Raw genomic sequence first — 24,440 nt, 5'->3', positions numbered from 1 at the left:
AGTGTGCGAAACGAGCCGGAGGTGGCGATGGTTCAGGACGCCGGTTGGGCGTTGGTGAGCTTCGCCAGGCGACGGTGGCCCCAGTCCGACAGGGGTGCCAGCGCCTCGGAGAGTTCGCGACCGAACGCGGTAAGGGAATATTCGGTCTTCAACGGCATCTCGTCGTGCACCTCTCGGTGCACCAGCCCATCGGCCTCCATCTCCCGAAGGGCCTGAGTCAGCACCTTCTCGGTGAGGCCGGGCAGGCTCCGGCGGAGCTCTCCGGGACGACGCGGACCGGATTCCAGCAGCCAGAGCAGAATCGTCTTCCACTTGCCGTCGATCACGGCGATCGCGGCGGTCACTCCGCACACATTCGGGTCCTGGGCACGACTGCGCGTCATCTCCGCCCTATTCATCACTATTTGATGGGTTCTGCCAATGAGGAGTCGAGGTATGTCCGTGGACGAAAAGTCTGTCACCGTGCTCGGCCTGGGTCCGATGGGACGCTCGCTGGCCGGTGCGTTCCTGGACGCCGGCGTACGGACCACGATCTGGAACCGGACCCCGGGCCGGGGCCAGGCGTTGGTCGAGCGGGGTGCGGTTGCCGCCGAATCGGCGGAGGAGGCGGTCGCCACGAGCGACTTGACCGTGGTCTGCGTGGTGAACTACGACGCCAGCGACGCCATCCTCCGGCAGGAGGCGGTCACCGCTGCGCTCAAGGGGCACACGGCGGTGAACCTGACCGCCGACACGCCGGACCGGGCCCGGGACGCCGCCGACTGGGCGGCCGCCCACGGCATCGGCTACCTGGACGGCGCGATCATGACACCGGCCACGACCATCGGAACGCCGGCCGGGGTCTTCATCCACAGCGGCCCGAAGGAGCTCTACCAGCAGCACCGGCCGGTGCTGGACGCGCTGGGCGGCACCCACACCCACCTCGGCGAGGAGATCGGCCGGGCGGCGGCGTACGACATCGCGCTGCTCGACATCTTCTGGACCGCGATGGCCGGCTACGCCCACGCGCTGGCGGTGGCGCGGGCGGAGGGTGTCACCGCCCGCGAGCTGGTGCCGTTCGCCAAGGGCATCGGCGCGATCATCCCGCCGCTCTTCGAGCAGTTCGCCGAGGACCTGGAGCACGGGACCTACTCCGGTGAGATCAACCCGGTCACCTCGGCCGCGTCGTCGATGGCCCACATCGTCCACGCCTCCGAGGCCCACGGCATCGACGCGGGCGTGATGCGGGCGGCGGAAGGCCTGGCCCGCCGCACGATCGGGCTGGGCCACGGCACGGACGGATTCATCCGGATCGCCGAGGTCCTGGGGCGCCGCTGACGCGGACCGGGCCGACGCCGACGCCGCCCGGACGGCGGCCGAGGCGGCCCGCGCCAGAGCGCGACATCCCAACCACCTCAGGTCCCGGTTGTGCCGGGCCGGCCCGGCGACCCGGCCTAAAGGCGCCACGGCAGCGGCTGCGGGGGCAGGTAGCGGCAGGAACTGCCGGTGGAGACCGTGTCACGCAGGTGGGCCGCCAGCGCGGGGTGCCGGTCGTCGAGCCGGCGTAGGGTGTCGCGGATCCGAGCGGTCACCGCCTTGCGGGCCCGTTCGGCCTCGTCGCCGAGCCGGCGGCTGCGGCCAGCCAGCCCGGCCGCGGCGCGCAGCTCGTCCAGCAGCGCCGCGCGCTCGGCGTCGAGGGCGGCAACCTTCGCCTCGTCGCCGCGTGCGGCGGCCCGGTCGATCTCGTCGTCGAGCCGCTGCAGGTGGCGCCGGTAGCGCGCCTTGGCCTCGTCGTCGAGGACGGGGTCACCGCCGAGGCGTCGGGCGGCCACCAGCTCCGGCCCGGCGGCGGGGTCGAGCAGCTCGACGGCGGGCACGTCGACGCCCGGGCGGCTCAGCAGCAGGCGCAGGTCGTGCAGGCCCTTGGCGTCGGGCAGGTGCACCACCGTGCCGGAGTACGCGAGCCGCCACACGGCCCCGTCACGCCGGAACTCGTAGTCCGGAACCGGAGCCGGGCCGGGAGCTGCCCGTGTGGCGGCAACCGTGGCGGATGGCTGGTCGGGTCCGGGTGCCGCCAGCGCGGCGGGCTGGTGCTCGGGTCCAGGTGCCGCCGGCACCAGGGCCTGCTCACTGAGGGGCCGGACCTCGGCCGCCGTCACCGGGGCGACGAGGCCGCCCGCGGGGGCGGGCACCTGGCCCGGTCCGGCCGACGCCGGGCCGTCCACCTCGACGGGTGCCGCCGCCGGGATGCCCAGCCGGTGCAGGACCTGCGCCATGCCGAGCGTTCGCGCCTCGGCCCCGGTGGCGGCGCGCAGCTCGGCGGCGGCCTCCGCGTCGCCCGTGCGACCCCGCGCGGTCAGGGCGTCTACCAGAGCGGCGCGGCTGATCAGCGACCACGGTCGGGCGCCCATCCGGTCGGCGGCGTCGCGGGCCGCCTCGAACCCGGCGATCGCGTCGTCCCAGCGCTCCTGCGCGGCGTCGACGACGGCCAGCCAGTGGTCGACCGGGCCGCTGATGTCGCAGCCGAACAGGGCGGCCATCCATTGGCCGCGGTGCGGCGCGAGCGCCTGCCGGGCCTGCGCGCAGCGGTGCGGGTCGCGTGTCGCGGCGGCGGCCTGCGCGCGCAGGCGCAGCCATAGCGGGGACATCGGCCGGGCGTACGTGGTGCCGGCGGATTCGATGCCGGCGGTCAGCTTCGCGGCTGTCTCGGCGTCGCCGCGCTCGGCGGCGGTGATCGCCCTGACCAGCTCCAGGTGGGAGCGGTCGGTCGGATCCACCCCGTCGAGCAGGGTGTCGATCTCGCCGAACCGGCCCTGCAGCAGCAGCCGCGACCAGTGCAGGTGGTGGTTCATGAAGCCGTGGTCGGCGTGCTCGCGTTCACCGAGGTCGGCCAGCTCGGCGAGGAACGCGTCGGCCTGGGCGAAGTTGCCCCGGAAGCCGGCGATGATGCCGCCGTCGATGGCGGCCGCGATCTTGTGGCGGGCGACGTCGCCGTCCTGGCCGGCCGTGACGAAGGCGGTGAGCTCCTGTTGGTAGCGCGGGTCGTTGAGTTCGAGCAGCGCGACCCAGCGCAGCGAGGTCGCCCACAGCTCGGTCTCCCGGTCGCCGGTCCGGCGGGCCACGTCGCGGATCTCGGCGGTGAGCGCGGCCCGGTCGGCGGCGGTGCCGAGCCCCCAGGTGGTGTCGTGGCGGGCCCAGAGGCTGAAGGTGAGCGCCTCGTCGTCCTGGCCGCGCCGGGCGAGCGTCTCGGTGGCGGTGATGAGGTCGGCGACGACGGTGCTGAGCGGCATGCTGCCGTCGGGTTCGCCGATGAACCGGCGGTACGCCTCGCGCAGCAGTTCCTCGGCGTCGGTCAGGCGGCCGGTGAAGGTCTGGTGCCGGTGGACGCTGAGCGCGACCCGGGCCAGCACCGCCGGTTCGTCGAGGGTGAGCGCGAGCGCTGCGGCGTCGGTGAGCAGCCGCTGGGCCTCGTCACCGACGATGTGGAGCAGCAGTTGGGCGAGCTCCACCATGATCTTGACCCGCTGCGCTGGCTGCTCTGTCACCTCTAGGGCGCGGCGGAAGTGCAGCGCCGACTCCTCCACCGCCAGCCGGCCACCCGCGTCGCGGGCGGCGGCGACGAGCAGGTCGGCGGCCCGGGACGGGTCGAGGTCGGTGCCGGCGAGCCAGGCGTGGCGGGCCAGGTCGGCGGGGATGAGCCGCTCGGTGAGCGCCGCCGAGTGGTCGACGGCCTGGACGACGGTGGCGTGCCGGGCGCGCCGGTCGTCGTCGGGCAGCCCGTCGTAGAGGGTTTCCCGGACCAGGTCGTGGGCGAAGGCGAACCGGCCGCCGCCGCGGGAGATCACGAGCCGGGCGGTCACCGCGCGGTCGAGCAGCCGGTCGACCTGCGCCGCCGGGGTGGGTACGCAGGCGGCGAGGACCTGGCGGTGGAAGTGGCGGCCGAGCACGGCGGCGACGGTGAGCGCCTCGACCACCGGGGCGGGCAGTTGGGCCAGCCGCCGCCGCACGGCTTCCCGGACGCCGGGAGCGATGGTGCTGACCTGGCCGTCGGCGCGCCACAGCCGGGCGGTCTGCTCGACGAAGAACGGGTTGCCGCCGGTGCGCCGGTGCACCTCGTCGACGAGGTCGGCGTCGGGCTCGGAACCCGCCGTGCGGGTCATCAGCGCGGCCACCTCGTCGCGGGACAGGCCGGTGAGGGTGATGGTGGTGGCCTTCGCGGTGAGCGGCATCAGCAGTGGGCGCAGCCGGTGGTCGCCGGACTCGACCTCCGCGTCGCGGTAGGTGCCGATCAGCAGCAGCCGTTCGAACCAGGTGTGCTGGGTGGCGAACTGCAGTAGCCGCATCGACGCGGCATCGGCCCAGTGCAGGTCGTCGAGGACGACCATGACCGGCCGGCGCTGGGAGGCCGCGACCAGGGCGGTGGTCACCGCGTCGTGCAGGGCGAACTCCTCCTGGTCACCGTCGTCCCCGGCGTCGCCGTCACGACCGCCGGGTGTCTCGCCGAGCAGCACCGCGAGCCCGGGCTCGGCGGCCTCCCGGGCCAGGGTCCACTCGTCGGGCGAGCGGCGCAGGCCGCGCAGCACCTGCACCCACGGCCAGTAGCCGGGTGCGCTGTCGGAATCCCAGCAGGCGGCGCCGAGCACGAGGGCGCCGCGCCGCCGGGCCTCCTCTGCCGTCGCGGTCACCAGCGTGGTCTTGCCGATGCCGGGCTCGCCGGTGACCAGGACGAGGCCGCCGTGGCTCGCGGTGACCCGGTCGACTTCGGCGCGCAGCAGCCCGGCGGGGTGCTCCCGCCCGATGATCTCCTCGCCGAACCGCGGCTCCATGACGTTCCGACCGTAGCGGAACCCTCCGACACCGGGAGGACACCCGGAGGATGACCGGGCGGCTTCGGCGCCGCGAAATTTCGTCGTACGGGTGACCCCGCCGACCCGGATGGGGCCGGCGGGGTCACTGCACGTGGCGACTACCGGTGGCAGGACGCCGAGCCGGAGTCGGTGAAACCGCTGGTGGTGCCGGCGATCGGCACGAATCGCCAGTCGTAGCCGGTGGGCTTGAGGGTCAGCTCCAGCGCCCCGAAGGTGTCGCCCTGCGCGACCTCTAGGTTGGGGACCTGGTCGGGGGTGCCGTGGAAGCCGACGCCGCCGGTGCCGACGATGAACTCCCGTGGCGCGTCGGGCCGGGGGTTGCCGTCGACGTCCTGCGGCGCGAACCGCTGGTAGCTGTGGTCGTGCCCGTTGAGGATCAGGTCCACCCCGTACCGGTCGGCAAGCGCGTAGAGCGAATTGCTGTCGGGGTTGCCGTAGATCCCGCCGCGGAAGGTGCCGGTGTGCACCGGCTTGTGCCAGAGGGCCATCACGCACATGTTGTGGTGCCGTTGGAGGTCCTGCTCGAGCCAGGCGTACTGGGCCGAGCCGGGAGCGCAGGACACCACGCCGCACTCGCTGTTGAGCGCCACCACGTGCCAGCGGCCGATGTCGTACGAGTAGTAGCCCTTCTCCCGGTCGCCGGCCCTACCGTCCGGCGCGCCCACGCCGTTGAAGTAGTCGAAGTAGCCGTCGGCGCGGGCCCCCGGGTAGTAGGCCTGCCCGTACTCGTGGTTGCCGACGACGGGGTAGGTGATGTCCTTGACCGCGCCCCACGACTTGTCGTAGGAGGCGAGGAACGCGGGGAGCGTGCCGACGTCGTACTGGTTGTCGGCGAGGGTGAGCACGGCGTCGGGGTTCAGCGACCGCACCGTGTCGGCGACGGCGGCCTGCTGGCAGGTCGTGGGGGTGGTGCGGCTGGTCGCCGCGCAGGCGATGTCACCCGCGGCCACGACGCGGGCCACGTCGGGACCGGCCATGGGGCGGTCGGGCCGGATCTGGCCGCGGTCGTAGGCACCGGCTGCGATGACCGGCGGTGGGGTCCGGAACGTGACGTTCTTCGTACTCGCGTTGCCGGCAGAGTCCGTGGCGGTGACGGCAAGGGTGTGCTCGCCGGCCGGGATGTTGCCGGTCGGGAAGGAGTTGGGAACGGGGACGGTGCGACCGTCCAGCTTGGCGGTCACCGAGGCGACGGCGGAGACGCTGTCGGTCGCCGACACGGTGACCTCGATACGGTCCCCGGTGACGGTGGTGCCGTCCGCGGGAGTGGTGGCGGTGACGACCGGCCCGCTGTTGTCGGTCAGGAACCGGACGACGGTGGCGGTGCCGGCCGAGGTCACGGTGAGGGCGTGCGGTCCGTCGGGCAACGGGCGGGTGTCCACGCTCGCGGCGACCCCCTGCGCCTGAGCGTCGTCAAGGGTGATGGCGAAGTTGGCGGTCACCTGCTCCTCGGTCGCATTGCCGCCCGGATAGCCGTCGCCGAGGGAGACCTTGCGGGTTGGCGGGACGGCGGGATCAGCGATGTCCGTACCGTCGAGCGTGGTGATTCGCACGTTGCGGACGGTGAAGTCGTCGTGGTTCGCGGTGAGGTCGGTGGGCGAGATCGAGCTGCCGGCGCGGATGGTGAGGGTGTTGGTTCCGGCGGTCAGGTAGCCGGCGGGAATCGGGATCTCGGCCGTGGCGTAGCCCAGGTAGTCCTTGTTGATCAGGGTCACGATCTTGCCGTTCACCCAGACCGAGTTCAGCAGTTTCTGGGATCCGCTCTGGATGCCCTCCCCCTCGAAGCGCAGGGTGGCGGGCAGGCTCGACACCCCGGTGGTGGTGAGCGGGCTGCCGTCCAGGTCCAGCGAGGGCAGGGGTGAGCCGGTGGCGTAGACGGTGGTGACGCCGCGGATGACGTCGCCGTCGTGGACGGAGGTGGCGGGCGTCGTGCCCGCTGCGTACGCCGGTCCTCCCGGCGCGCCGAGGAGCAGTCCGGTGATGACGAAGGCCGTCAACGCCCGGCCGTGGGGGCGTCGCAGGATCATGTGTCCCTCCAAGCTTCGATCCGGCAGGCCGCGCGCACGGGCACAGCCCCGGGGCCTGGTCAGGCTAGGAATCGTGGCGATCTTGAAGGTGAACTCGGCGACAACACCGGTGGACGACCTGGATGCACGTCATCGGCAGCGCGCAGCTCGCCGCCGCCCTGCTCGCCGCAGACCTGGTGGACGAGCTACGGCTGATGGTCGACCCGGGCCTCAGCGGCGGCAAGCCGCGGGCGGGCAGGACTAGCGACGGGCGGAGCGGGTACGCCGCTGGCATGGGTAGCCACAAGCGGAACAAGCATGATCCGGGCGGCGAGTCGGCGCGCGCCGGGCGGAATCCGGGCAGCGGGGCACGGGGCCGGCAGGGCTCTGAGGTGGAGCACTCGCCGGACCGGCGACACCTGCGGGCCGCGACCGGAACATCGGGCACGGAACGCGACCACGGCCGGGCGAGGGTCGAGGGCGGCGAGCGGGTCCAACGCCAGGGGACGCGCTGAGGCGGTGGCCGCCAGCCGCTGCCCGCACATCGGGGAGTTGATGTCGAGGTGCCCAAGTTCCTGTTGCAGTCGACCTTCACCGCCGACGGGATCAAGGGGTTGGTTCACGACGGTGGCACGGGGCGCGCCGAGGTCGCCCGGAACACGATTGAGGCCATGGGCGGGAAGGTGGACTCGATCCACTTCTCGTTCGGCAAGTACGACACCTACGCGGTGTGTGAACTGCCGGACCACAAGACGGCCGCCGCGCTGGCCGTCGCCATCCGGGCGGCCGGCGGTCTGGACACGCGGGTGACGTCGCTGCTGACGCCGGACGAGGTCGACGAAGCGGTGCGGGTGCAGCCCACCTACCAGGCACCGGGCCAGGTAACCTGATCCAGCCGTCTATTCAGGACACTGTCCACCGTGGCTTGACCGCTATGCGGGACACCTCCAGCCGACGCACTCAGCGTCATCGGGCGGTCCACTACCGTAGTGGGTTCGCCGGCCGACTGGGGAGCGTGTTTCTGGGTGTTGCGCATCAGCGTGCTCGGCCCGGTGCAGGTGACGCGCGGACACCAGCCCGTCCGGCTCGGCCCGAAGCTGGTCGAGCTGTTGGTGATCCTGGCGGTCGACGCGGGCTCGGCGGTGCCGGCCGCCCGGGTGGTCGAGCTGCTCTGGGCCGGCTCTCCGCCATCCGGGGCGCAGGCCACGCTGCGCAGTCACGTGTCGCACCTGCGCCGCGCGGTCGCCTCGCCGGACGCGCCGGACGATCCGGTGGTGGTGACCGTCGGGTCGGGCGCCGGTGGGGCGTACCGGCTCGATGTGCCGCACGACGCCGTCGACGCGCACCGGTTCGAGCGGTGGTGCGCGGAGGGTCGTCGACTGCTCTCCACAGGCGACAACGACCTGACCGAGCGGGCCGCCGCGGTGCTGGAGCGGGCGCTCGGGCTGTGGCGGGGCCCGGCCTTCGCCGACGTGGCGGACCGCTCCTTCGTCCTGCCGAGGATCGCCCAGCTCGACGCCGTGCGGCGCGACGCGCGCCGTGGCTACGCGGAGGCGCTCACCGCCCTCGGTCGGCACGCCGAGGCGATCCCCCAGCTCTCCGGTGCGGTGGTCGACGACCCCTACGACGAGGGCGTCCGGCGGCTGCTCGCCCTGGCGCTCTACGCCGAGCAGCGGGTGGACGAGGCGGCCGAGGTCTGCCGCGCGGGCGTGCATCTGTTGCGCGACCGCGGGCTTGACGCCCCCGAGCTGCAGGAACTCCAGCGGGACATCCTGCAGCGGCGGCTGCCGCCGGGCCTGTTGCCGGCGGACCGCGGCAAGCCACTGCGCCCCTGCCTGCTGCCACCGGACCCACCGCAGTTCGTCGGCCGGGTCGACGAGCTGGCGACCGGCCGTGACCTGCTGTCCGCCGGGTCGGGCGGGCCGCCGCTCGTGCTGGTCGGCGGGCCGGCCGGCATCGGCAAGTCCCTGTTCGTGCTGCGGCTGGCGCACACGGTGCTGGGTCACTTCCCGGACGGGCAGCTGTTCGTCAACATGCGCGGGTTCGATCCGACCGGCGCACCGATGGCGGCGGGTGAGGCACTGCTGGGCTTCCTCGACGCGCTCGGCGTACCACCCGAGCGGTTGCCGGCCACGGTGGAGGCACAGGCCGGGCTCTATCGCGACCTGCTGCGCGACCGGCGGATCCTGGTGGTGCTCGACAACGTCCGGGACGCCGAGCAGGTCCGGCCGCTGCTGCCCGGCGCGCCCGGCTGCGCCACGGTGGTCGCCAGCCGCAACCAGCTGCCCGGCCTGGTGGTGGCCGAGGACGCCCGCCCGCTGCGGCTCGATCTGCTCAGTCGCGGCGAGTCGCGGGAGCTGATCGTGCGCCGGGTGGGCGACGGCCGGCTGGCCGGTGAGCTGGCGGCGGTGGACCGGATCATCGACTCGTGCGGTCGGCTTCCGCTGGCCCTGGCCATCGTGGCCGCCCGCGCCGCCGCCCACCCCGAGTTCCCGCTCGACGCGCTCGTCGAGGAGCTGCGCCCGGGGCTGGACGCGTTCGCGGGCGGCGACGCCAGCACCGACGTACGGGATGTCTTCTCCTGGTCGTACCGGAATCTGAACCCGGCGGCGGCCCGGCTGTTCCGGCTGCTGGCGGCGCACCCAGGCCCGGACCTCACCGCCGCCGCGGCGGCCAGTCTCGCCGGCCTGCCCGCCGACCGGGTCCGCCCCGCGTTGCGGGAACTCGTCACGGCGCAGCTGGTCGGGGAGCATCGCCCCGGCCGGTACGCGCTGCACGACCTGCTCCGCCTGTACGCCGCCGAGCTGGGCCGCGGCGACGAGCTGTCGGCGGCGCAGCAGCGGCTCCTGGACCACTATCTGCACACCGCGCTGGCCGCCGACGGGCTGCTGTGGCCGCACCGGGATCCGCTGGCGGCGCCACCGGTCGCCGCCGGGGTGACCGCCGAGGTGTTCGAGGACGGGCCGTCGGCGCTGGCGTGGTTCACCGCGGAGCATGCGGTCCTGCTCGCCGCGGTGGACCAGGCGGCGCGCGGCGGGTTCGACGGGCACGTGTGGCGGTTGGCGTGGGCGGCCACGAATTTCTTCGCCCGGCGCGGGCACTGGCCGGACTGGGTGCGCACGGGCCGGGCCGCGGTCGCCGCCGCGCGGCGGCAGGGCGACCGGGCCGCCGAGGCGGAGGCGCACCGGATTCTGGGTGGCGCGCACGTGCGGCTGCGCCAGTTCGCCGTCGCCCGGGAGCACTACGGGCGGGCGCTGGAGTTGTTCGGCGTCCTCGGCGACCTGGTCGGGCAGGGTTTCACGTGCCGCAGCCTCGGCTGGCTGTGCGAGCAGCAGGGCGACATCGGTGCGGCGCTGCGCCACGACCAGCGGGCGCTGGAGCTGTTCCACCGCGCCGGCCACGAGCGGGGCGAGGCGAACACGCTCAACTCGGTGGGCTGGTGTCACGCCCTGCTCGGCGACCACGAGCAGGCGATCGTGCACTGCCGGCGGTCGCTGGCCCTGCTGGAGCGCCTCGGTGATCCGGTCGGGATGGCCGGCGCGTGGGACAGCCTCGGCTACGCGTATCGGCATGTGGACCTCGCCGAGGCGATCTCCTGCTATCGGCAGGCGCTGCTGCTGTACCAGAGGCTCGGGGACCGGCCGAACGAGGCGGTGACGCTTCGCCATCTCGGCGAGAGCCAGCACGCGTACGGTGACGCCGATGCGGCCCGGCGGTCCTGGCGGCAGGCGTTGGACATCCTCACCGAGATCGAGCACCCGGACGCCGGGCGGGTCCGGGCGCTGCTCGCCGCGGACGGGTAGACCGTGGCGGTGCCGTACCCCCCGTCATCGGTATGGCACCGCCACGGTGGATCGCATGGTCACCCTCGGTCGGCGACCTCGTCGTCGGTCTCGTCCGAGGTCGCGGCGACGCCCGTCTGCGGGTCGTGGCGCAGGCTTTCGCGGTGGTGCGAGTCGAACGGCCGCTGGAACGGTGTGCTGAGCAGGTGGTCGCGCAGCGACAGGAGGTTCTCCTCGTGGTGGTGCAGCGCCCGGTAGGGCAGGTTGTGGCTGGCGGTGTGGAGGGTCGATTCGCTGCCCTGGCGGATGGTCAGGAACTTGTCGTGCATGGAATTCCCCGCGCCCGGATGGAAGTCTGCTGGTGCCAACTGTGGCAGCCGTCTGTGGAAGCGCTGTGGAAGAAGCGTGAAAGCTGCTGCTGGGCCCTCGTCGTCGCCGGTCGACCGGTCCGGCGTGGCCGTCTCTGGTGGCGCGTGGTGGCGCAGTCTCACTCACCGGCCGGAGCGTGCCGGTAGGCCAGCCAGCCCATGGCCACGAACCAGGCGTGCACCTGCAGCACCAGAAGCCGCTGCACGAGTCCCGCGACGCCGTGTTCGGCGCCGTCGGCGGTTGGCTGGAACGTCGCGAAGAAGGCGACCAGGAGCACCAGGGTCAGCGGGCTGCCGAGCAGCAGCAGGGTGCCGAATCGCCGCCACCCGGGGACGCCGCGGAGGTAGCGCCCGGCGACGAGGAAGGCGGCGATCGGGGTCCCGACGGCAAGGGCGAAGCCGAGCGAGTGCGGCATCGCGGCTTCGAGGTTGAAGATCCCGCACACGACCTGACCGATCCCGGTGCAGGCGAGCAGCGCGGCCGACCAGCGCCGCAGGGCCGGCCGGGTGGGCGGCAGGGCACGGAACACGCCGACCACGCCGACGGCCAGGACCAGCCCGGTGACGACGAAGGCGATGTTCATGTACGGGGCGGTCACGCCGAGGCCCAGCCCGCTGATCGGCTGGCTGATCGGCGAGTAGTCGGTGAACCGGTGACCGAAGAAGGTGTATCCGGGGCTCAGGATGCCGAGGACGAGCCAGGCGAGGGTGAACAGCACTGGCCCGACAACGGCTCCGAGGGCGAGCCGTCGAGTCGAGCGGGCGGTGTGGTGGCGGGGGAGCGTCGTCGTAGCCATGGAATGACTATACATTTTATGACTATAGAAGTGTCGAGCGTTAAGCTCGGCCGGTGACCTCACCACGCCGCTCCGTGCTCGCGCTGGCCGTGCTGTCGATGCTCACCGAGGAGCCGATGCACGCGTACCGGATGCAGCAACTGATCAAGGAACGGCGCAAGGACGACGTGGTCAACGTCAGCCAGCGCAACAGCGTCTACCAGACGATCCAGCGGCTGGTCCGGGACGGCCTGGTGGCGGTGGAGTCCACCGAACGCGCCGAGAATCGGCCGGAACGCACGACGTACCGCATCACCGACGCCGGACGGGCGACCCTGGGTGAGTGGCTGCGCTCCATGCTCTCCACCCCGGCCCCGGAGTACCCCGAGTTCCCGGCTGCCCTGTCCTTCCTGCCGAACCTCGCCCCGGCCGACGCCCTCGCCGCGCTGAACACCCGCGCCGCTCGGCTGGCGGAGCGGCTGGCCGCGCTCGACGAGGAGATCACCGAGGTCGGCCGGTTCCTGGCCCGACTGTTCGCGATCGAGTCGGAATACCAACGCCAGGTCATCGCCGCGGAGCTGGCGTACGTCCGCACCCTGATCGAGGACCTGCGCGCCGAGCGGATCACCTGGCCGTTCGTCGACGGTGCGCCGGTCTGGCCGGGCTGAGCGAGGGCCCGGTCGCCGGATGGGCCGGCTGTGGCTAGGGAGCTGCTCCGGTCAGCGGGTGTCGGTGACGACGTGCGAGCAGGCCGGGCAGGCCGCCGGCCCCTGCTCGGCGAACCATCGGCAGGTACGCCGGATCGCGCACTTCGGCAGCTCCACCTCGGTCGGGCCGACGGCCTCCTGATATGACGCGGCCAGCCGGGCGCCCAGGCCGCAGTGGTCACCGGTCCAGAACCCGCAGGACGAGGTGACGCAGGGCCCGGCGAGCCGGTAGCGGGACTCGACCGGGGTGTCGGCGTCGCCGGCCGCGGCGAGGGCGACCTCGGCCGGGGTCGCCGGCGTGACGTAGGCGACCCGACCCGCCGGAGTGATCATGCCGAGGAAGACCGTGGCGTTGGCCGCGGGCGTACTCGGGCACATCCGCTCCGGCGGGTCAGGACATACGGCGGGATCGGTCACCGCTCGATCCAGAACCCGATGTCGTTGATCTTCTGGCCCAGCTCGTCGGCGTTGATCCCGTCGAGCACCCAGAGGCCGCGCCACTCGGGGCGGAGCTTGATGTTGGCGTGGCCGACGGTGAGCGGGTTGGTCAGCTTGGCGTTGGCGGCGGAGAGGGCGGCCAGCCCCGCCTTCTGGATCTCGCGGGAGATGAGGGTCTGCTGCTCGGTGGTCAGGTCGACGCCGTCGACCACGAACCGGAACTCGCTGCGGGACATGTACTACCTCCGGTCATTCGTACGATTCGGTGCCCAGCCCGCGCCGCAGACTGGTCCGGGTGAAGGCCGCCCAGCCGGCGCGGGAGGCGACGTCGGCCTGCTGCCCGGCGCGGCTGAGCACCCGGTTGGCGTGCTCCCGCCAGCCGACAGCGGTCGCCGCGCGGTCGCCCCACAGCTCGCGGCAGGCCGCGACCGCGAAGGCGAGCTGCCCGGCGCTGCCGGTGAAGCCGGCGACCCCGTCGCCGACCTGGACCGCGCCGCCGGGCAGCGGAGCCACGATCGGGAAGTGGTGGTGCAGGCTCGCCAGGGTCGCCCAGTGACTGCCGTCCACCCGGCCGGCGGCGAAGCCGTCGTGCAGGTCGTCGGCGCGCCGATAGCGGACGGCGTGCAGGGTGAACGCGTCGCCGGACCGGTCGACCCGGCCGACGACCTGGACCGGGGCGCTCCAGGCGGCGGGTGAGTTCGCCGACCAGAAGGCGAGCCAGGCGGCGAGCCGGTCGTGGAAATCGGCCTGGAAGCGCGCCACGGCCGGGCCGCCGCCCGGGGTGTGGAGCAGGGCCGACCCGATCCGGTCGCGGGTGACCAGTGGGGTGGCGGCGTGGGTGGGGCTCGCCGCGGCGGCGGTCGGGGCGGTGGCCACGCCGGTCACGGTGACCGCCGAGGCAACCGCGGCGCCGGCGAGGAGCCGCCGGCGCGAGAACGGGTGTCCATTGTGGTTCATCGTCGGCCTTTCGTCGTCGGCCAGTGCCACGACGCTATCGATCGAAGGCGATCAGATGAACACCTCCCGTGACGGGAGCCCGACAGGAACGCCGCAGATCAACGGCGGCGTGAACCGGTGTTCCTGTGGCACGAATTCACGCCTGACCCCCATGCGTCACGGTGGGCAGCGTCCGCGCCGGTTGGGCGGGGACGATCGCGCCCAGCGGTGGCAGGGTGACCGTCACGACCAGCCCGCCACCGTTTCGGGGGTACGCGTGTACCACGCCGCCGTGCGCCTGGGCCACCGCCCGCACGATCGACAGGCCGAGCCCGAACCCGCGTCCCGCGCCGGCCCGGTCGTCGGCGCCGCGCCGACCGGCGCTCCCCCTCGGGCCGGCCAGGCGGTCGTGGCGCAGCCGCCGGAACGGCTGGAAGATGGTTTCGATCTCGTAGCTGGGCACCACGGGGCCGGTGTTGACGACCACCAGGGTGACCCAGCCGTTGACCAGGCCGGTGCTCACGTCGACCTCGCCGCCGGCCGGCAGGTTGTGCCGGACCGCGTTCTCCACCAGGTTCTGCGTGAGCCGCTCCAGCAGCACCGGGTCACCGGCCGTGGCGGCGGACGCGAGCTGGCGGCGTACGGTCAGCTCCGGCGTGCCGGCGGCCTGGTCGAGGACGTGCCGGGCGATCTCGGCGAGGTCCACCGGGGTGCGGTCGACGACCTGCTGCTCCGAGTCGGCCAGGGTGAGCAGCCCGTCGATGAGGCGTTCGTGGCGTTCGTTGATCGCCAACAGCGTCTCGCCGAGCTGCCGCAGCTCGGCGGAGGCGCCCGGCCGGGACATCGCCACCTCCAGCAGCGACCGGTTGAGCGCGAGCGGGGTACGTAGCTCGTGCGACGCGTTCGCCACGAACCGCCGCTGGCCGTCGAAGGACCGGTCGAGCCGCTCCAGCATCAGGTCGAACGTGTCGGCCAGTTCCTGCACCTCGTCCTGGGGACCCCGCAACGCGATCCGCTCGTGCAGGCCCCGCCCGACCGCGCCGGCGGCGGCGATCCGGCGGGCGGTGCCAGTGATCTGGTGCAGCGGCTGCAACGCCCGCCCGGCGATCAACCAGCCGAAGCCGAGGGCGATCGCCGAGATCAGCAACAGCGCCACCCCGCCCTGGGTGAGCAGCGATTCCAGCGCGGTCCGTTTCGCCTCGTCCTGAGCCTCCTGGATCAGGACCCGCACCTGGTCGGCCCCGCCCGGGCCGGGCAGCTTGCCGAACGGGTTGGCCGTGGTGATCTGGGTCTTGACGCCGGCCAGCGGCTGGCGCATGCGCTGGTCGACCAGCACGTACGTGACGCCGAGCAGGACCACGCCGGCGAGCAGCAGGAGGCCGCCGTGCACCAGGGTCAGGCGGGCCCGGATGGTCAGTCGCTTCACCGGATCTGATACCCCACTCCCGGCACCGTCTCGACCACCTGCGGGTCGCCGAGCTTGCGGCGCAGCTTCATCACGGTCACCCGTACTACGTTGGTGAACGGGTCGATGTGCTCGTCCCAGGCCCGCTCCAGCAGCTCCTCGGCGGAGACCACCGCCCCGCCGGCCCGGACCAGTTCGGCCAGCACCGCGAACTCCTTGCGGGACAGCGCGACGTACCGGCCGTCGCGGTAGACCTCACGCCGGGCCGGGTCGACCACGATGCCGGCCCGGCTCAGCTTCGGCGGGGCGGCCGGACGGGCCCGCCGGGCCAGCGCGTGCACCCGGGCGGAGAGTTCGACCAGCGCGAACGGTTTGACCAGATAGTCGTCGGCGCCGAGGGCCAGGCCGGCCACCCGCTCCCGGACGGCCGCGGCGGCGGTCAGCATCAGCACCCGCGTCTCGCCGCCGCTGTCCACCACCGCCCGGCAGACGTCGTCGCCGTGCACCACCGGCAGGTCCCGGTCGAGCACCACCACGTCGTAGTCGGTGACACCGAGCCGTTCCAACGCCGCGTCCCCGTCGTAGGCGACGTCCACCGCGAACGCTTCCCGGCGCAGCCACTCCGCGATGGAGTCGGCCAGCAGCGTCTCGTCCTCGACCACAAGCACTCGCACCGTCCCATGGTGACGCGGCCACGGATAACCACGGCGTTAACACCGACGGTTACGCCCGGGATACCGCCGCTGCGGTCGACTCGTCCGTATCGGCCGGCGATCCGCGCCGGCCCGGTGGAAGGAGTTGTGCCATGCGCCGACGAATGTCGGGCACACTGCTCATCCTGCCCCTGCTGCTCGGGCTCGCGGTCGCCGGCTGCGCGAAGACCGGTTCGGACGGGGAGCAGGTGGCCACGGCCGGCGGCGGTGCCGCCAGTGCCTCGCCGAGCGCCAGCGTCGTCCCGGTCAGCGACGAGGACCGGCAGCGCGAGTTCGCCAAGTGCATGCGGGATAACGGGCTGCCGGACTTTCCCGACCCGGAAACCGGCGACGGCGGCGGATTCCGCGTCCGCATCCCCGCCGGGCAGGACAAGGAGAAGGTGCAGGCGGCCATGGAGAAGTGCCGCAGCCTGATGCCCAATGGCGGCAAGGAGATCAAGCTCGACCCGGAGCAGGTGGAAAAGGTGCGGCAGCTCGCCCGGTGCATGCGCGAGAACGGGGTGCCGGACTTTCCGGACCCGGGGGCGGACGGCGCCATCGAACTCAAGGGCGGCGGCAGCTTCGACCCGGACAGCCCGACGGTACGGGCCGCGATGGAGAAGTGCCGGCAGGGTGACGCACCGCTGCTGATGAAGAGGACCCAGTGAGCGCGAGGAGTGAGCCGGGTTTGCGAGCCCCGCAGTCGCAAGCGGAGATTGTCCCGCTGAGCGCCGGTGCCACGACCGCGCTGGCCGAGACGGCGACCACCGCCACCGCGCCGGCCGCCGCACCCGCCGGGGGCGGCCGTCGCCGCCGCCGCGCGCGTACCCCGATCGTGGTCGCCTCCGCAGTGGTGGTCGCCGCCGCGGCGGGCGTCGCGGCCGCCGTCGGGGCCGAGGGCCGCACCGGGGGTACGCCGGCCAGCGGCGGGCTGCCGCCGGCGACCGCCCAGGTCACCCGGCAGACCCTGGTGGACTCGGAGAGCTTCGACGGGGAACTCGGCTACGGCGCCAGCCACACCGCGACGCTGCGCACCGGCGGCACGATCACCTCGCTGGCCGCCACCGGCAGCCAGGTCAGCCGGGGCAAGCCGCTGTTCGCGGTCGACAACGCCAAGGTGCTGCTGCTGTACGGGCGGCTGCCGGCGTACCGGACGCTCGGGCCCGGCGTGTCCGGCGCCGACGTGCGGCAGTTCGAGGAGAACCTCAAGGCGCTCGGCTACTCCGGGTTCACCGTCGACGACGACTACACCTCGGCAACGGCGGACGCGGTGCGGCGGTGGCAGGACGACCTGGGCCTGCCCGAGACCGGCCGGGTCGAGCTGGGCCGGGTTGTCTACGCCGACGGCGAGGTCCGGGTGGACGGCCACGAGGCGGACCTCGGCGACCCGGCCCAGCCCGGCCAGGCGGTGCTGACCTACACCGGCACCGCCCGGGTGGTGACGGTGTCCCTCGACGTCGACGACGAGCGGCTGGCGAAGCGGGGCACCAAGGTGAGCGTCACCCTGCCCAACGGCAAGGACGTCACCGGCACGGTCGCGGCCACGGAGACGGTGATCGACACCGGCACCGGCGGCGGGGCGGGCGGCCAGGGCGACCCGGAGACCAAGATCGAGGTCACCGTGACCGTGGCCGACCCGAAGGCGCTGACCGGTTTCGAGCAGGCCTCGGCGAAGGTGGCGTTCATCGCCGCCGAGCGCCGGGATGTGCTGACGGTGCCGGTCGCCGCGCTGCTGGCGCTGGCCGAGGGCGGCTACGGCGTGCAACTGGTCGAGGGCTCCACCACGCGGATCGTCGCCGTGGAGACCGGGTTGTTCGCGTCCGGCCGAGTGGAGGTCTCCGGCGCGGGGCTCGCCGAGGGGGCGACCGTGGGGATGCCGACGTGACCGGCGACGCGGTGGTGGAGCTGGCCGAGGTGACCAAGGTGTACCCGGGCGGCGTACGGGCCCTCGACGGGGTGTCACTGACCATCCGGTACGGCGAACTGGTGGCCATCGTCGGCCCCTCCGGGTCGGGCAAGTCCACCATGCTGCACCTGATCGGCACCCTGGACCGCCCCTCCACCGGACGGGTCCGCATCGACGGGTACGACGTGGCCGCCCTCGCCGACCGGCAGCTCTCCGCCCTCCGGTCGTCCCGGATCGGCTTCGTCTTCCAGCAGTTCCACCTGGCCCCGAACGTGCCGGTGCGGGACAACGTCGCCGACGGGCTGCTCTACGCGGGCGTACCCCTGCGGGAGCGGCGGCGGCGCGCGGAGGCCGCGCTGGACCGGGTGGGGCTGGGGCACCGGCTCGACCACCGGCCGCACGAGCTGTCCGGCGGCGAGCGGCAGCGGGTGGCGATCGCCCGCGCGGTGGTGGGTGCGCCCGCGCTGCTGCTCGCGGACGAACCGACCGGCAACCTGGACTCCGCGTCCGGCGCCGGGGTGCTGGCGCTGCTGCGCGACCTGCACGCGGCCGGGACCACCATCGTGGTGATCACCCACGACCTGGAGATCGCGGCCGGCCTGCCGCGCCGGGTGCAGATGCGCGACGGTCGGATCGTCGCCGACCACCGTCCCGTGGCGGTGCCGGCATGAGCGAACGCGTACGGCTGACGCCCGCCCGGCTGCGCCCACGGGATGTTCTGCGGGTCGGCGGGGTCGGGCTGCGCACCCGGCCGCTGCGGGCCTTCCTGTCCGCGCTGGGCATCGCGATCGGGATCGCCGCCATGGTCGCGGTTGTCGGGATCTCCGCGTCGTCCCGGGCGGAGCTGGACCGCACGCTCGCCCAGCTCGGCACCAACCTGCTCACCGTCAGCCCGGGCAACACCCTCTTCGGCGACGACGCCCAGCTGCCGACCGAGTCGGTGGCGATGATCGGGCGGATCGGGCCGGTACGGGCGGTGGCCGCCACCGCGCTGCTGTCCGACGCGAAGGTGTACCGGTCGGACCTGATCGCTCGGGGCGAGAGCGGCGGGATCGCCACTCGGGCGGCCAGCCTGGAGCTGCGGGACACGGTCGGGCTGGCGGTGGCGAGCGGCACCTGGCTGAACGCCGCCACCGCCCGCTATCCGGCGGTGGTGCTCGGCGCCACCACGGCGCGGCGGCTCGGGATCGGCGCCGCCGGACCGGACGTGCAGGTCCAGCTCGGTGGGCGCTGGTTCACCGTGGTGGGCATTCTGGCGCCCGCTCCCCTGGCCCCGGAGCTGGACCTGTCCGCGCTGATCGGCTGGGACGCGGCGAAGTCCTATCTCGACTTCGACGGGCACCCGACCACCGTCTACACCCGCACCACGGACACCGCCGTCGAGGCGGTACGCGCGGTGCTCGGCGCCACCGCGAACCCGGAGGCGCCGAACGAGGTGAAGGTAGCGCGGCCGTCCGACGCGCTCGCCGCGAAGCAGGCCACCGACGAGGCGTTCACCGGGCTGCTGCTCGGACTCGGCGCGGTCGCCCTGCTGGTGGGCGGCGTCGGGGTGGCGAACACGATGGTCATCTCGGTGCTGGAACGGCGCCCGGAGATCGGCCTGCGCCGTTCGCTCGGCGCCACCCGCGGCCAGGTACGCACCCAGTTCCTGGCCGAATCGCTGCTGTTGTCCGCCCTCGGCGGGGTCGGCGGGGTGCTGCTGGGCGCCGGGGTCACCGCCGGTTACGCCCTCTCCCAGGCGTGGCCGACGGTGGTGCCGATCTGGGCGGCGGCCGGCGGGGTCGGCGCCACCCTGCTGATCGGCGCCCTCGCCGGGCTGTACCCGGCGATCCGCGCCGCCCGGCTCGCCCCGACCGAGGCGCTAGCCACCCCGTAACGGCGATAACGGAGGAGTCCTGGCGGGTTGTGGTCGACGTCGGCCGCAACCCGCCAGGATCGTGCTCGTCGCCCACACCCTTGTCGCCGACTCGTCCGCTGGGCCCGGGAGGAATTCTGTACACCTCTGAGGTAGCTGTAGTGGATTTCTCCCGCATGGCGACCGGCGGCAATGCCTCAGCAGTTGGCCACGATGTCGGTCTGGGCCGTGGCCGGCGGGCGACGCTGCTGCAGGTCCGCCTCGTCCTCGGCCAATCTTCTTGTACCGGCGGTGGTGGCGGTCGCCGCGATCGGCCTGTGCGCCTCCCCCGGCGCCGTTATGGTCGACAGGTGATCAATGGTGCTCATGTGATCATTTACAGCCGCGATGCGGAGGCGGACCGGGCCTTCTTCCGGGACACGCTCGGCTATCACCATGTCGACGCTGGCCACGGTTGGCTCATCTTCCGGCTGCCGCCGGCGGAGCTCGCCGTGCACCCGACCGAGGGCGAGCCGGCCCACGAGCTGTTTCTCATGTGCGACGACGTCGAGGCGACCATGGCCGAACTGACGGCGAAGGGCGTCGAGTTCACGATCCCGATCACCGAGGAGCGATGGGGGCTGCGCACCGCGCTGCGGCTGCCCGGCGGTGGCGAACTCGGCCTCTACGAGCCGCGCCACCCGGTGACAATCTGAGGCCCCGGCATCCGCGCGGCGGCGGGTGCGGCGCCGTGCAGCAGCGACCGCACCCGTGCTCACGGAGCCCACGCACAGGCTGTGCAGCCGGTCAACCATGTCGCCGACGGTGGTGGGCACCGACCGTCAGGACCCCACGGTCTCGGGCTTGCGGGTCAGACCCCGCCCTTTCATGACGTGCTGGAGCAGGGTGATGAGGACCTCCTTGCTGGACTCCCGCTTGCGGGCGTCGCACAGCATGACCGGCACGTCCGGGTCGAGGTTCAACGCCATCTGCACCTCTTCGAGGCTGTACTGCCGAGCGCCGTCGAAGCAGTTCACGGCGACGATGAACGGCAGGCCCTGGCCCTCGAAGTAGTCGATGGACGGGAAGCAGTCGGCCAGGCGGCGGGTGTCGGCGAGCACCACCGCGCCGAGGGCGCCGAGGGCCAACTCGTCCCAGAGGAACCAGAAGCGGTCCTGCCCGGGGGTGCCGAACAGGTAGAGCACGAGGTCTTCGCCGAAGGTGATTCGGCCGAAGTCCATTGCCACGGTGGTGGTGGACTTCGCCTCGACCCCGGTGAGGTCGTCGACGCCGACGCCCCGCTCGGAGAGCACCTCCTCGGTGCGCAGCGGCTGGGTTTCGCTGACCGCTGCGACGAGGGTGGTCTTGCCGACGCCGAAGCCCCCCGCAATGAGGATCTTGAGGGCGGTGGGCAGGATCGTCCGATCCTCCCTGTCAGAGTTCTCGTAGTCCATGAATGAGCGCCTCGAATACGCTGTCGTCGGGAAGAGTGGCGGGCGGACGGGGTTCGGAGACCTGCACAAGCTGGCGGGCGACCAGGTCGTCGAGCAGGACGCGGACCGTGCCGAGCGGCAGGTGGAGGTGCGCGGCTACCTCCGCCAACGCGAGGGGCCGCTGGCACAGCTCGATGATCCGGGCGTGCTCCGGCACCAGTCCGACGTCGATGGGCGGTGCCGCCCGGGTTGCGGTCACGAGTGAGATGACGTTGAAGCCGTTCCTCGGTCTGGCTCGCCCGCGGGTCATGGCGTAGGGCCGGACCACCGGTCCGGCCTCGTCATCGACCCACAGCGGCTCGGCGTCAGGCCTCGTCATGGGCGCCTCTACTTCCCGGACAGCTGGACGGTGGCTCGGGCGGGGGAGGCCAGGAACTTGCCGGCCCTCTGAACGATCATGGCCATCTCGTAGGCGACGAGACCGACGTCGGCGTCCTCGGCCGCGAGGACGGCCAGGCACGCGCCGTGACCGGCCGCCGTGACGAACAGGAACGATGACTGCATCTCGATGACGGTCTGCCGCACCGGCCCGCCGCCGAAACGGCGTCCGGCACCCTTGGCGAGGCTCTGGATTCCGGAGGCGATCGCGGCCAGTTGCTCCGCGTCGTCCCGGCTGAGTCCGGCGGAGGACGCCATCAGCAGGCCGTCCACCGAGAGCACGACGGCATGCTGGGTCTGCTTGACACGTCCGACCAGGTCGTCGAGCAGCCAGGCCAGATCGGACCTCGAAGAGTTCTGATGCTGCACGTGCTGGTTCCTCTTTCTACCGATCGGTCCCGGCCGCCGGTGAATCGTCGGCGGCTGGGGGCTGTTCGTCTTCGTCGCCGAGCAGACGCGCGTCGTCGCGTCCACGGCGGGTGCCGCTCTGGTAGCGGCTCATCAGTTGGCGGATCTGTTCCGGCGACCTGCCCGGGTCCGCCTCGGCGGGCGCCTCGACGGCCGGGTCGGCGTCGGCCCGCAACTGCGGTGCGAGGCTCGCCTGCCGGACCCGCACCGGCAGGCCTTGCGGGGTCCGATCCGCGGCGGGCCGCTGACGCGGCACGAGCGGGGTGCCCGCGCTGCCCGGCTCGGCAACGGGCGCGGCGTCCGCGACGGGCGCGGCCTTCTCAACAGGCGTGGCGTCCTCAGCGGCCGGGCGCACCGGTGCCCGCATGCCGACGGCCGGCAGCTCCAGGGTGGGCTGGCGGGCCGGCGGAGCCTCGGTCAGCGCGACGGACCCCCGTCGTTCCACGGCGGCGGGCAGGCCGTCGTGGAGGGACGCGGTGGGCTCGCCGGCGGACGGACCGCCGGCCTGGCCGGCCGCGGCGGTGAGGGCTTCGGCGCTGGTCACCAGCTCCATCGGGATGAGCACAACGGCGGTGGTGCCACCGTACGGCGAGGTTTTGAGGTTGACGCTGAGGTCGTGCCGCTGGGCGAGGTGGCTCACCACGAACAGGCCCAGCTGGTTGGCATTGGCCAGGTTGAACTCGGTCGGGTTGGCGATGCGGTCGTTGGCTGCGGCGAGTTCTTCCTCGCTCATGCCCAGACCGCGGTCCTCGACCTCGATGACGAAGCCGCGCGCCACCAGCTGTCCCCGCACCTCCACCTCGGTGTTCGGCGGGGAGAAGGACAGCGCGTTCTCGACGAGCTCGGCGAGCAGGTGGATGATGTCACCGGCGGCCCGGCCGGTCAGGCCCACGGAGCCGAACGGCAGCACGTTCACCCGCGTGTAGTCCTCCACCTCCTGGGTCGCCGCGCGGGCCACGTCGATCATGGGCACGTCCCGGCGCCAGGCGCGGCCGGGCGCCGCGCCGGACAGGACGATGAGGTTTTCCGCGTTGCGCCGCATGCGGGTGGCGAGGTGGTCGACGCGGAACAGGTCCTCGAGGTCGTCGGCGTCGTGCTCGCGGCGCTCCATCGCGTCGAGCAGGGTCACCTGGCGGTGGACGAGGCCCTGCGTACGCCGGGCGAGGCTGAGGAAGACGTCGCGCACGTTGCGCCGTAGCTCCGCCTGCTCCACGGCGGTGCGGATGGCCGTCTCCTGGACCCGGTTGAATGCCTCGCCGACCTGCCCGATCTCGTCGGAGCCGAAGGCCAGTGGCGGTGCTTCGACGGCGACGTCCACCTGCTCACCGTGGCCGAGCCGTTCGACCACATTGGGTAGCCGCTCGTCGGCGAGGTCGTGGGCGGCCTTTCGCAGCCGCTCCAGCTGGGCCACCAGGGCGCGGGCGGTCGTGATCGAGAGGATGATCGAGGCGATAACGGCGAGCGTGCCGAGGCCGGCCGCGAGGAGAAGCCGGACGATGACCATGATGGCCACGCCCGTGGCGCCGCTCACGATCCCGTTGCCACCGGCAGTCACGACGCTTTGCAGCTCGCCCTGGGCGTCGTCCACCGCGCGGCGCCATTGGGCCGCCTCGGCCGGAGCCTTGGAGCGCGTGTTGGCGCTCTGGACGACCTGGTCTTCGATTGACCGGAGGCGGCTGAACGCGTCGCCGGCGAGCAGCTGTTCGTATCGGAGGCGGTCGTCGGCTGACAGCTTGGTCGAGGTCTCGGCTCCGGCGAATCGCTGGGCGCCGACGAGCTGTGCAAACTGCGCGTATTCGGCGCTGGTGAGCCGACCGCTGGCGAGGATGCCGCTCATCAGGGCGTCCTCTTGTGAGATCAGTTCCGACATCCGGTTGAGCTGGATGAGCGCTGCGGCGTAGCCCGCGATTTCCTTGTCGTCGAGGCTCGCCATGGCGTGGTAGATGCTGAAGATGGAGTCGATTGCGTCGGCGAAAGACCGTCCGGCGCTGGTGCGGTCGATCGTCCGTGCGTTGACCGACTCGCGGGTAGCGGCGAGACCATCCAGGCTGGCGTAGGTGGCGTCGAGCCGTTGGCCCAGCTTGTCGCTACCGGCGAGGTCGGCCTGCCAGCTCTGTGCGGACTCCTTGAAGCTCGCCGCGAGCTGCTCGGACTCTCGTCGTTGGGCCTCCAGGGCCGCTCGCGCCTGGCTGTCGTTCCCCGGTCCGCCCAGGTAGGCCAGGGTGAGTCGGCGCTCGTTCTGCAGTGCCGACAGCAGCGGTGCGCTCGGCTCATAGACGGTGCTGTTCAGCGTATTCACCCAGAGCAGGTTCAGGCCGTCCCGCAGGGTCACCCACGCCGCGAACGCCCACAGGGCGGTTAGCGACACGAGCATCGCGACCACTTTGGTGCGTACATTGGTACTGCGAGAACGCATTACACCGTCCCAGTCAGCCGTTGAAGCATCTGGCATACAGCTTGGTGAATT

Annotated in this window: 24 protein-coding genes; 10 read left to right on the top strand and 14 right to left on the bottom strand. The window is 72.7% G+C overall.

Going from position 1 to position 24,440, the window contains the following annotated elements:
- Nucleotides 1–32: 32 nt before the first annotated feature.
- Nucleotides 33–344 (bottom strand): winged helix-turn-helix transcriptional regulator, encoded by a 312-nt coding sequence (locus A6A27_RS00295; protein WP_241825013.1) that lies wholly within the window; start codon nucleotides 342–344, stop codon nucleotides 33–35.
- A 76-nt stretch (nucleotides 345–420) separates the two neighbouring features.
- Here A6A27_RS00295 and A6A27_RS00290 point away from each other — a divergent pair, with 76 nt between their 5' ends.
- A complete protein-coding gene (locus tag A6A27_RS00290) occupies nucleotides 421–1,317 on the top strand; it encodes an NAD(P)-dependent oxidoreductase (protein ID WP_338013273.1) in 897 nt (298 codons plus the stop codon).
- Between the two features lie 116 nt (nucleotides 1,318–1,433).
- Here A6A27_RS00290 and A6A27_RS00285 read toward each other — a convergent pair whose 3' ends face one another.
- A complete protein-coding gene (locus tag A6A27_RS00285; protein WP_073832295.1) occupies nucleotides 1,434–4,805 on the bottom strand; it encodes an AAA family ATPase in 3,372 nt (1,123 codons plus the stop codon).
- 140 nt (nucleotides 4,806–4,945) lie between these two features.
- Nucleotides 4,946–6,871 (bottom strand): metallophosphoesterase, encoded by a 1,926-nt coding sequence (locus A6A27_RS41975; protein WP_083672353.1) that lies wholly within the window; start codon nucleotides 6,869–6,871, stop codon nucleotides 4,946–4,948.
- Nucleotides 6,872–6,993: 122 nt separating this feature from the next.
- Here A6A27_RS41975 and A6A27_RS42725 point away from each other — a divergent pair, with 122 nt between their 5' ends.
- The 3 genes from A6A27_RS42725 to A6A27_RS00265 all read left to right on the top strand — a co-directional run bounded on the left by A6A27_RS42725 (nucleotide 6,994) and on the right by A6A27_RS00265 (nucleotide 10,653).
- Complete coding sequence (locus A6A27_RS42725; protein ID WP_073832294.1) at nucleotides 6,994–7,365, top strand: dihydrofolate reductase family protein; 372 nt, start codon at nucleotides 6,994–6,996, stop codon at nucleotides 7,363–7,365.
- 48 nt (nucleotides 7,366–7,413) lie between these two features.
- Nucleotides 7,414–7,740, top strand: coding sequence for a GYD domain-containing protein (locus tag A6A27_RS00270; protein ID WP_073832293.1), 327 nt, complete (start codon nucleotides 7,414–7,416; stop codon nucleotides 7,738–7,740).
- 135 nt (nucleotides 7,741–7,875) lie between these two features.
- A complete protein-coding gene (locus tag A6A27_RS00265) occupies nucleotides 7,876–10,653 on the top strand; it encodes an AfsR/SARP family transcriptional regulator (protein WP_143193804.1) in 2,778 nt (925 codons plus the stop codon).
- A 59-nt stretch (nucleotides 10,654–10,712) separates the two neighbouring features.
- Here the strand turns inward: A6A27_RS00265 and A6A27_RS47050 are convergent, their stop codons facing one another.
- A complete protein-coding gene (locus A6A27_RS47050) occupies nucleotides 10,713–10,961 on the bottom strand; it encodes a hypothetical protein (protein WP_073832292.1) in 249 nt (82 codons plus the stop codon).
- A gap of 158 nt (nucleotides 10,962–11,119) precedes the next feature.
- Nucleotides 11,120–11,797: a DUF998 domain-containing protein gene (locus A6A27_RS00255; protein ID WP_158073923.1), complete on the bottom strand. Its 678-nt coding sequence runs from the start codon at nucleotides 11,795–11,797 to the stop codon at nucleotides 11,120–11,122.
- 53 nt (nucleotides 11,798–11,850) lie between these two features.
- On the opposite strand from A6A27_RS00255, the gene A6A27_RS00250 reads away from it, so the two are divergent.
- Nucleotides 11,851–12,444, top strand: a complete 594-nt coding sequence (locus A6A27_RS00250; RefSeq protein ID WP_241825012.1) for a PadR family transcriptional regulator — start codon at nucleotides 11,851–11,853, stop codon at nucleotides 12,442–12,444.
- Nucleotides 12,445–12,495: 51 nt separating this feature from the next.
- Here the strand turns inward: A6A27_RS00250 and A6A27_RS00245 are convergent, their stop codons facing one another.
- The 5 genes from A6A27_RS00245 to A6A27_RS00225 form a co-directional block, all read right to left on the bottom strand.
- Complete coding sequence (locus A6A27_RS00245) at nucleotides 12,496–12,900, bottom strand: hypothetical protein (RefSeq protein WP_073832290.1); 405 nt, start codon at nucleotides 12,898–12,900, stop codon at nucleotides 12,496–12,498.
- On the bottom strand, nucleotides 12,897–13,157 hold the full coding sequence (locus A6A27_RS00240) for a hypothetical protein (protein WP_073832289.1): 261 nt from the start codon (nucleotides 13,155–13,157) through the stop codon (nucleotides 12,897–12,899). The genes A6A27_RS00245 and A6A27_RS00240 overlap by 4 nt, the downstream gene beginning before the upstream one ends.
- A 13-nt stretch (nucleotides 13,158–13,170) precedes the next feature.
- The gene (locus A6A27_RS00235) at nucleotides 13,171–13,878 is read right to left on the bottom strand and encodes a hypothetical protein (RefSeq protein ID WP_073832673.1); all 708 of its coding nucleotides are present in this window, start codon (nucleotides 13,876–13,878) and stop codon (nucleotides 13,171–13,173) included.
- 136 nt (nucleotides 13,879–14,014) lie between these two features.
- Entirely contained in the window at nucleotides 14,015–15,283 is a 1,269-nt protein-coding gene (locus A6A27_RS00230) for a sensor histidine kinase (protein ID WP_073832288.1), read from the bottom strand.
- Entirely contained in the window at nucleotides 15,280–15,936 is a 657-nt protein-coding gene (locus A6A27_RS00225; RefSeq protein ID WP_198940137.1) for a response regulator transcription factor, read from the bottom strand. Before A6A27_RS00225 ends, A6A27_RS00230 begins: the two co-directional genes overlap by 4 nt.
- Nucleotides 15,937–16,067: 131 nt before the next feature.
- On the opposite strand from A6A27_RS00225, the gene A6A27_RS00220 reads away from it, so the two are divergent.
- The 5 genes from A6A27_RS00220 to A6A27_RS00200 all read left to right on the top strand — a co-directional run bounded on the left by A6A27_RS00220 (nucleotide 16,068) and on the right by A6A27_RS00200 (nucleotide 20,410).
- The gene (locus tag A6A27_RS00220) at nucleotides 16,068–16,622 is read left to right on the top strand and encodes a hypothetical protein (RefSeq protein ID WP_073832286.1); all 555 of its coding nucleotides are present in this window, start codon (nucleotides 16,068–16,070) and stop codon (nucleotides 16,620–16,622) included.
- Between the two features lie 164 nt (nucleotides 16,623–16,786).
- Complete coding sequence (locus A6A27_RS00215; protein WP_073832672.1) at nucleotides 16,787–17,839, top strand: efflux RND transporter periplasmic adaptor subunit; 1,053 nt, start codon at nucleotides 16,787–16,789, stop codon at nucleotides 17,837–17,839.
- Between the two features lie 11 nt (nucleotides 17,840–17,850).
- Nucleotides 17,851–18,531 (top strand): ABC transporter ATP-binding protein, encoded by a 681-nt coding sequence (locus A6A27_RS00210; RefSeq protein ID WP_198940149.1) that lies wholly within the window; start codon nucleotides 17,851–17,853, stop codon nucleotides 18,529–18,531.
- Nucleotides 18,528–19,736, top strand: coding sequence for an ABC transporter permease (locus tag A6A27_RS00205; RefSeq protein ID WP_073832284.1), 1,209 nt, complete (start codon nucleotides 18,528–18,530; stop codon nucleotides 19,734–19,736). The genes A6A27_RS00210 and A6A27_RS00205 overlap by 4 nt, the downstream gene beginning before the upstream one ends.
- A 140-nt stretch (nucleotides 19,737–19,876) precedes the next feature.
- The gene (locus tag A6A27_RS00200) at nucleotides 19,877–20,410 is read left to right on the top strand and encodes a VOC family protein (RefSeq protein ID WP_241825010.1); all 534 of its coding nucleotides are present in this window, start codon (nucleotides 19,877–19,879) and stop codon (nucleotides 20,408–20,410) included.
- Between the two features lie 126 nt (nucleotides 20,411–20,536).
- Here A6A27_RS00200 and A6A27_RS00195 read toward each other — a convergent pair whose 3' ends face one another.
- Genes A6A27_RS00195 through A6A27_RS00180 form a run of 4 tightly spaced genes read right to left on the bottom strand, consistent with a single transcriptional unit; the run spans nucleotide 20,537 to nucleotide 24,389 of the window.
- Complete coding sequence (locus A6A27_RS00195) at nucleotides 20,537–21,148, bottom strand: GTP-binding protein (RefSeq protein WP_073832282.1); 612 nt, start codon at nucleotides 21,146–21,148, stop codon at nucleotides 20,537–20,539.
- Nucleotides 21,129–21,506, bottom strand: coding sequence for a DUF742 domain-containing protein (locus A6A27_RS00190; RefSeq protein ID WP_073832281.1), 378 nt, complete (start codon nucleotides 21,504–21,506; stop codon nucleotides 21,129–21,131). The genes A6A27_RS00195 and A6A27_RS00190 overlap by 20 nt, the downstream gene beginning before the upstream one ends.
- Nucleotides 21,507–21,514: 8 nt before the next feature.
- On the bottom strand, nucleotides 21,515–21,934 hold the full coding sequence (locus A6A27_RS00185) for a roadblock/LC7 domain-containing protein (RefSeq protein ID WP_073832280.1): 420 nt from the start codon (nucleotides 21,932–21,934) through the stop codon (nucleotides 21,515–21,517).
- 16 nt (nucleotides 21,935–21,950) lie between these two features.
- On the bottom strand, nucleotides 21,951–24,389 hold the full coding sequence (locus A6A27_RS00180) for a sensor histidine kinase (RefSeq protein ID WP_073832279.1): 2,439 nt from the start codon (nucleotides 24,387–24,389) through the stop codon (nucleotides 21,951–21,953).
- Nucleotides 24,390–24,440: the final 51 nt, after the last annotated feature.

It is taken from the genome of Micromonospora sp. CB01531 (assembly GCF_001905095.1).
Classification (GTDB): Bacteria; Actinomycetota; Actinomycetes; order Mycobacteriales; family Micromonosporaceae; genus Micromonospora.
The sequence above is the reverse complement of the archived record's forward strand: the minus strand, read 5'-3'. Positions and strand labels throughout refer to the sequence as shown.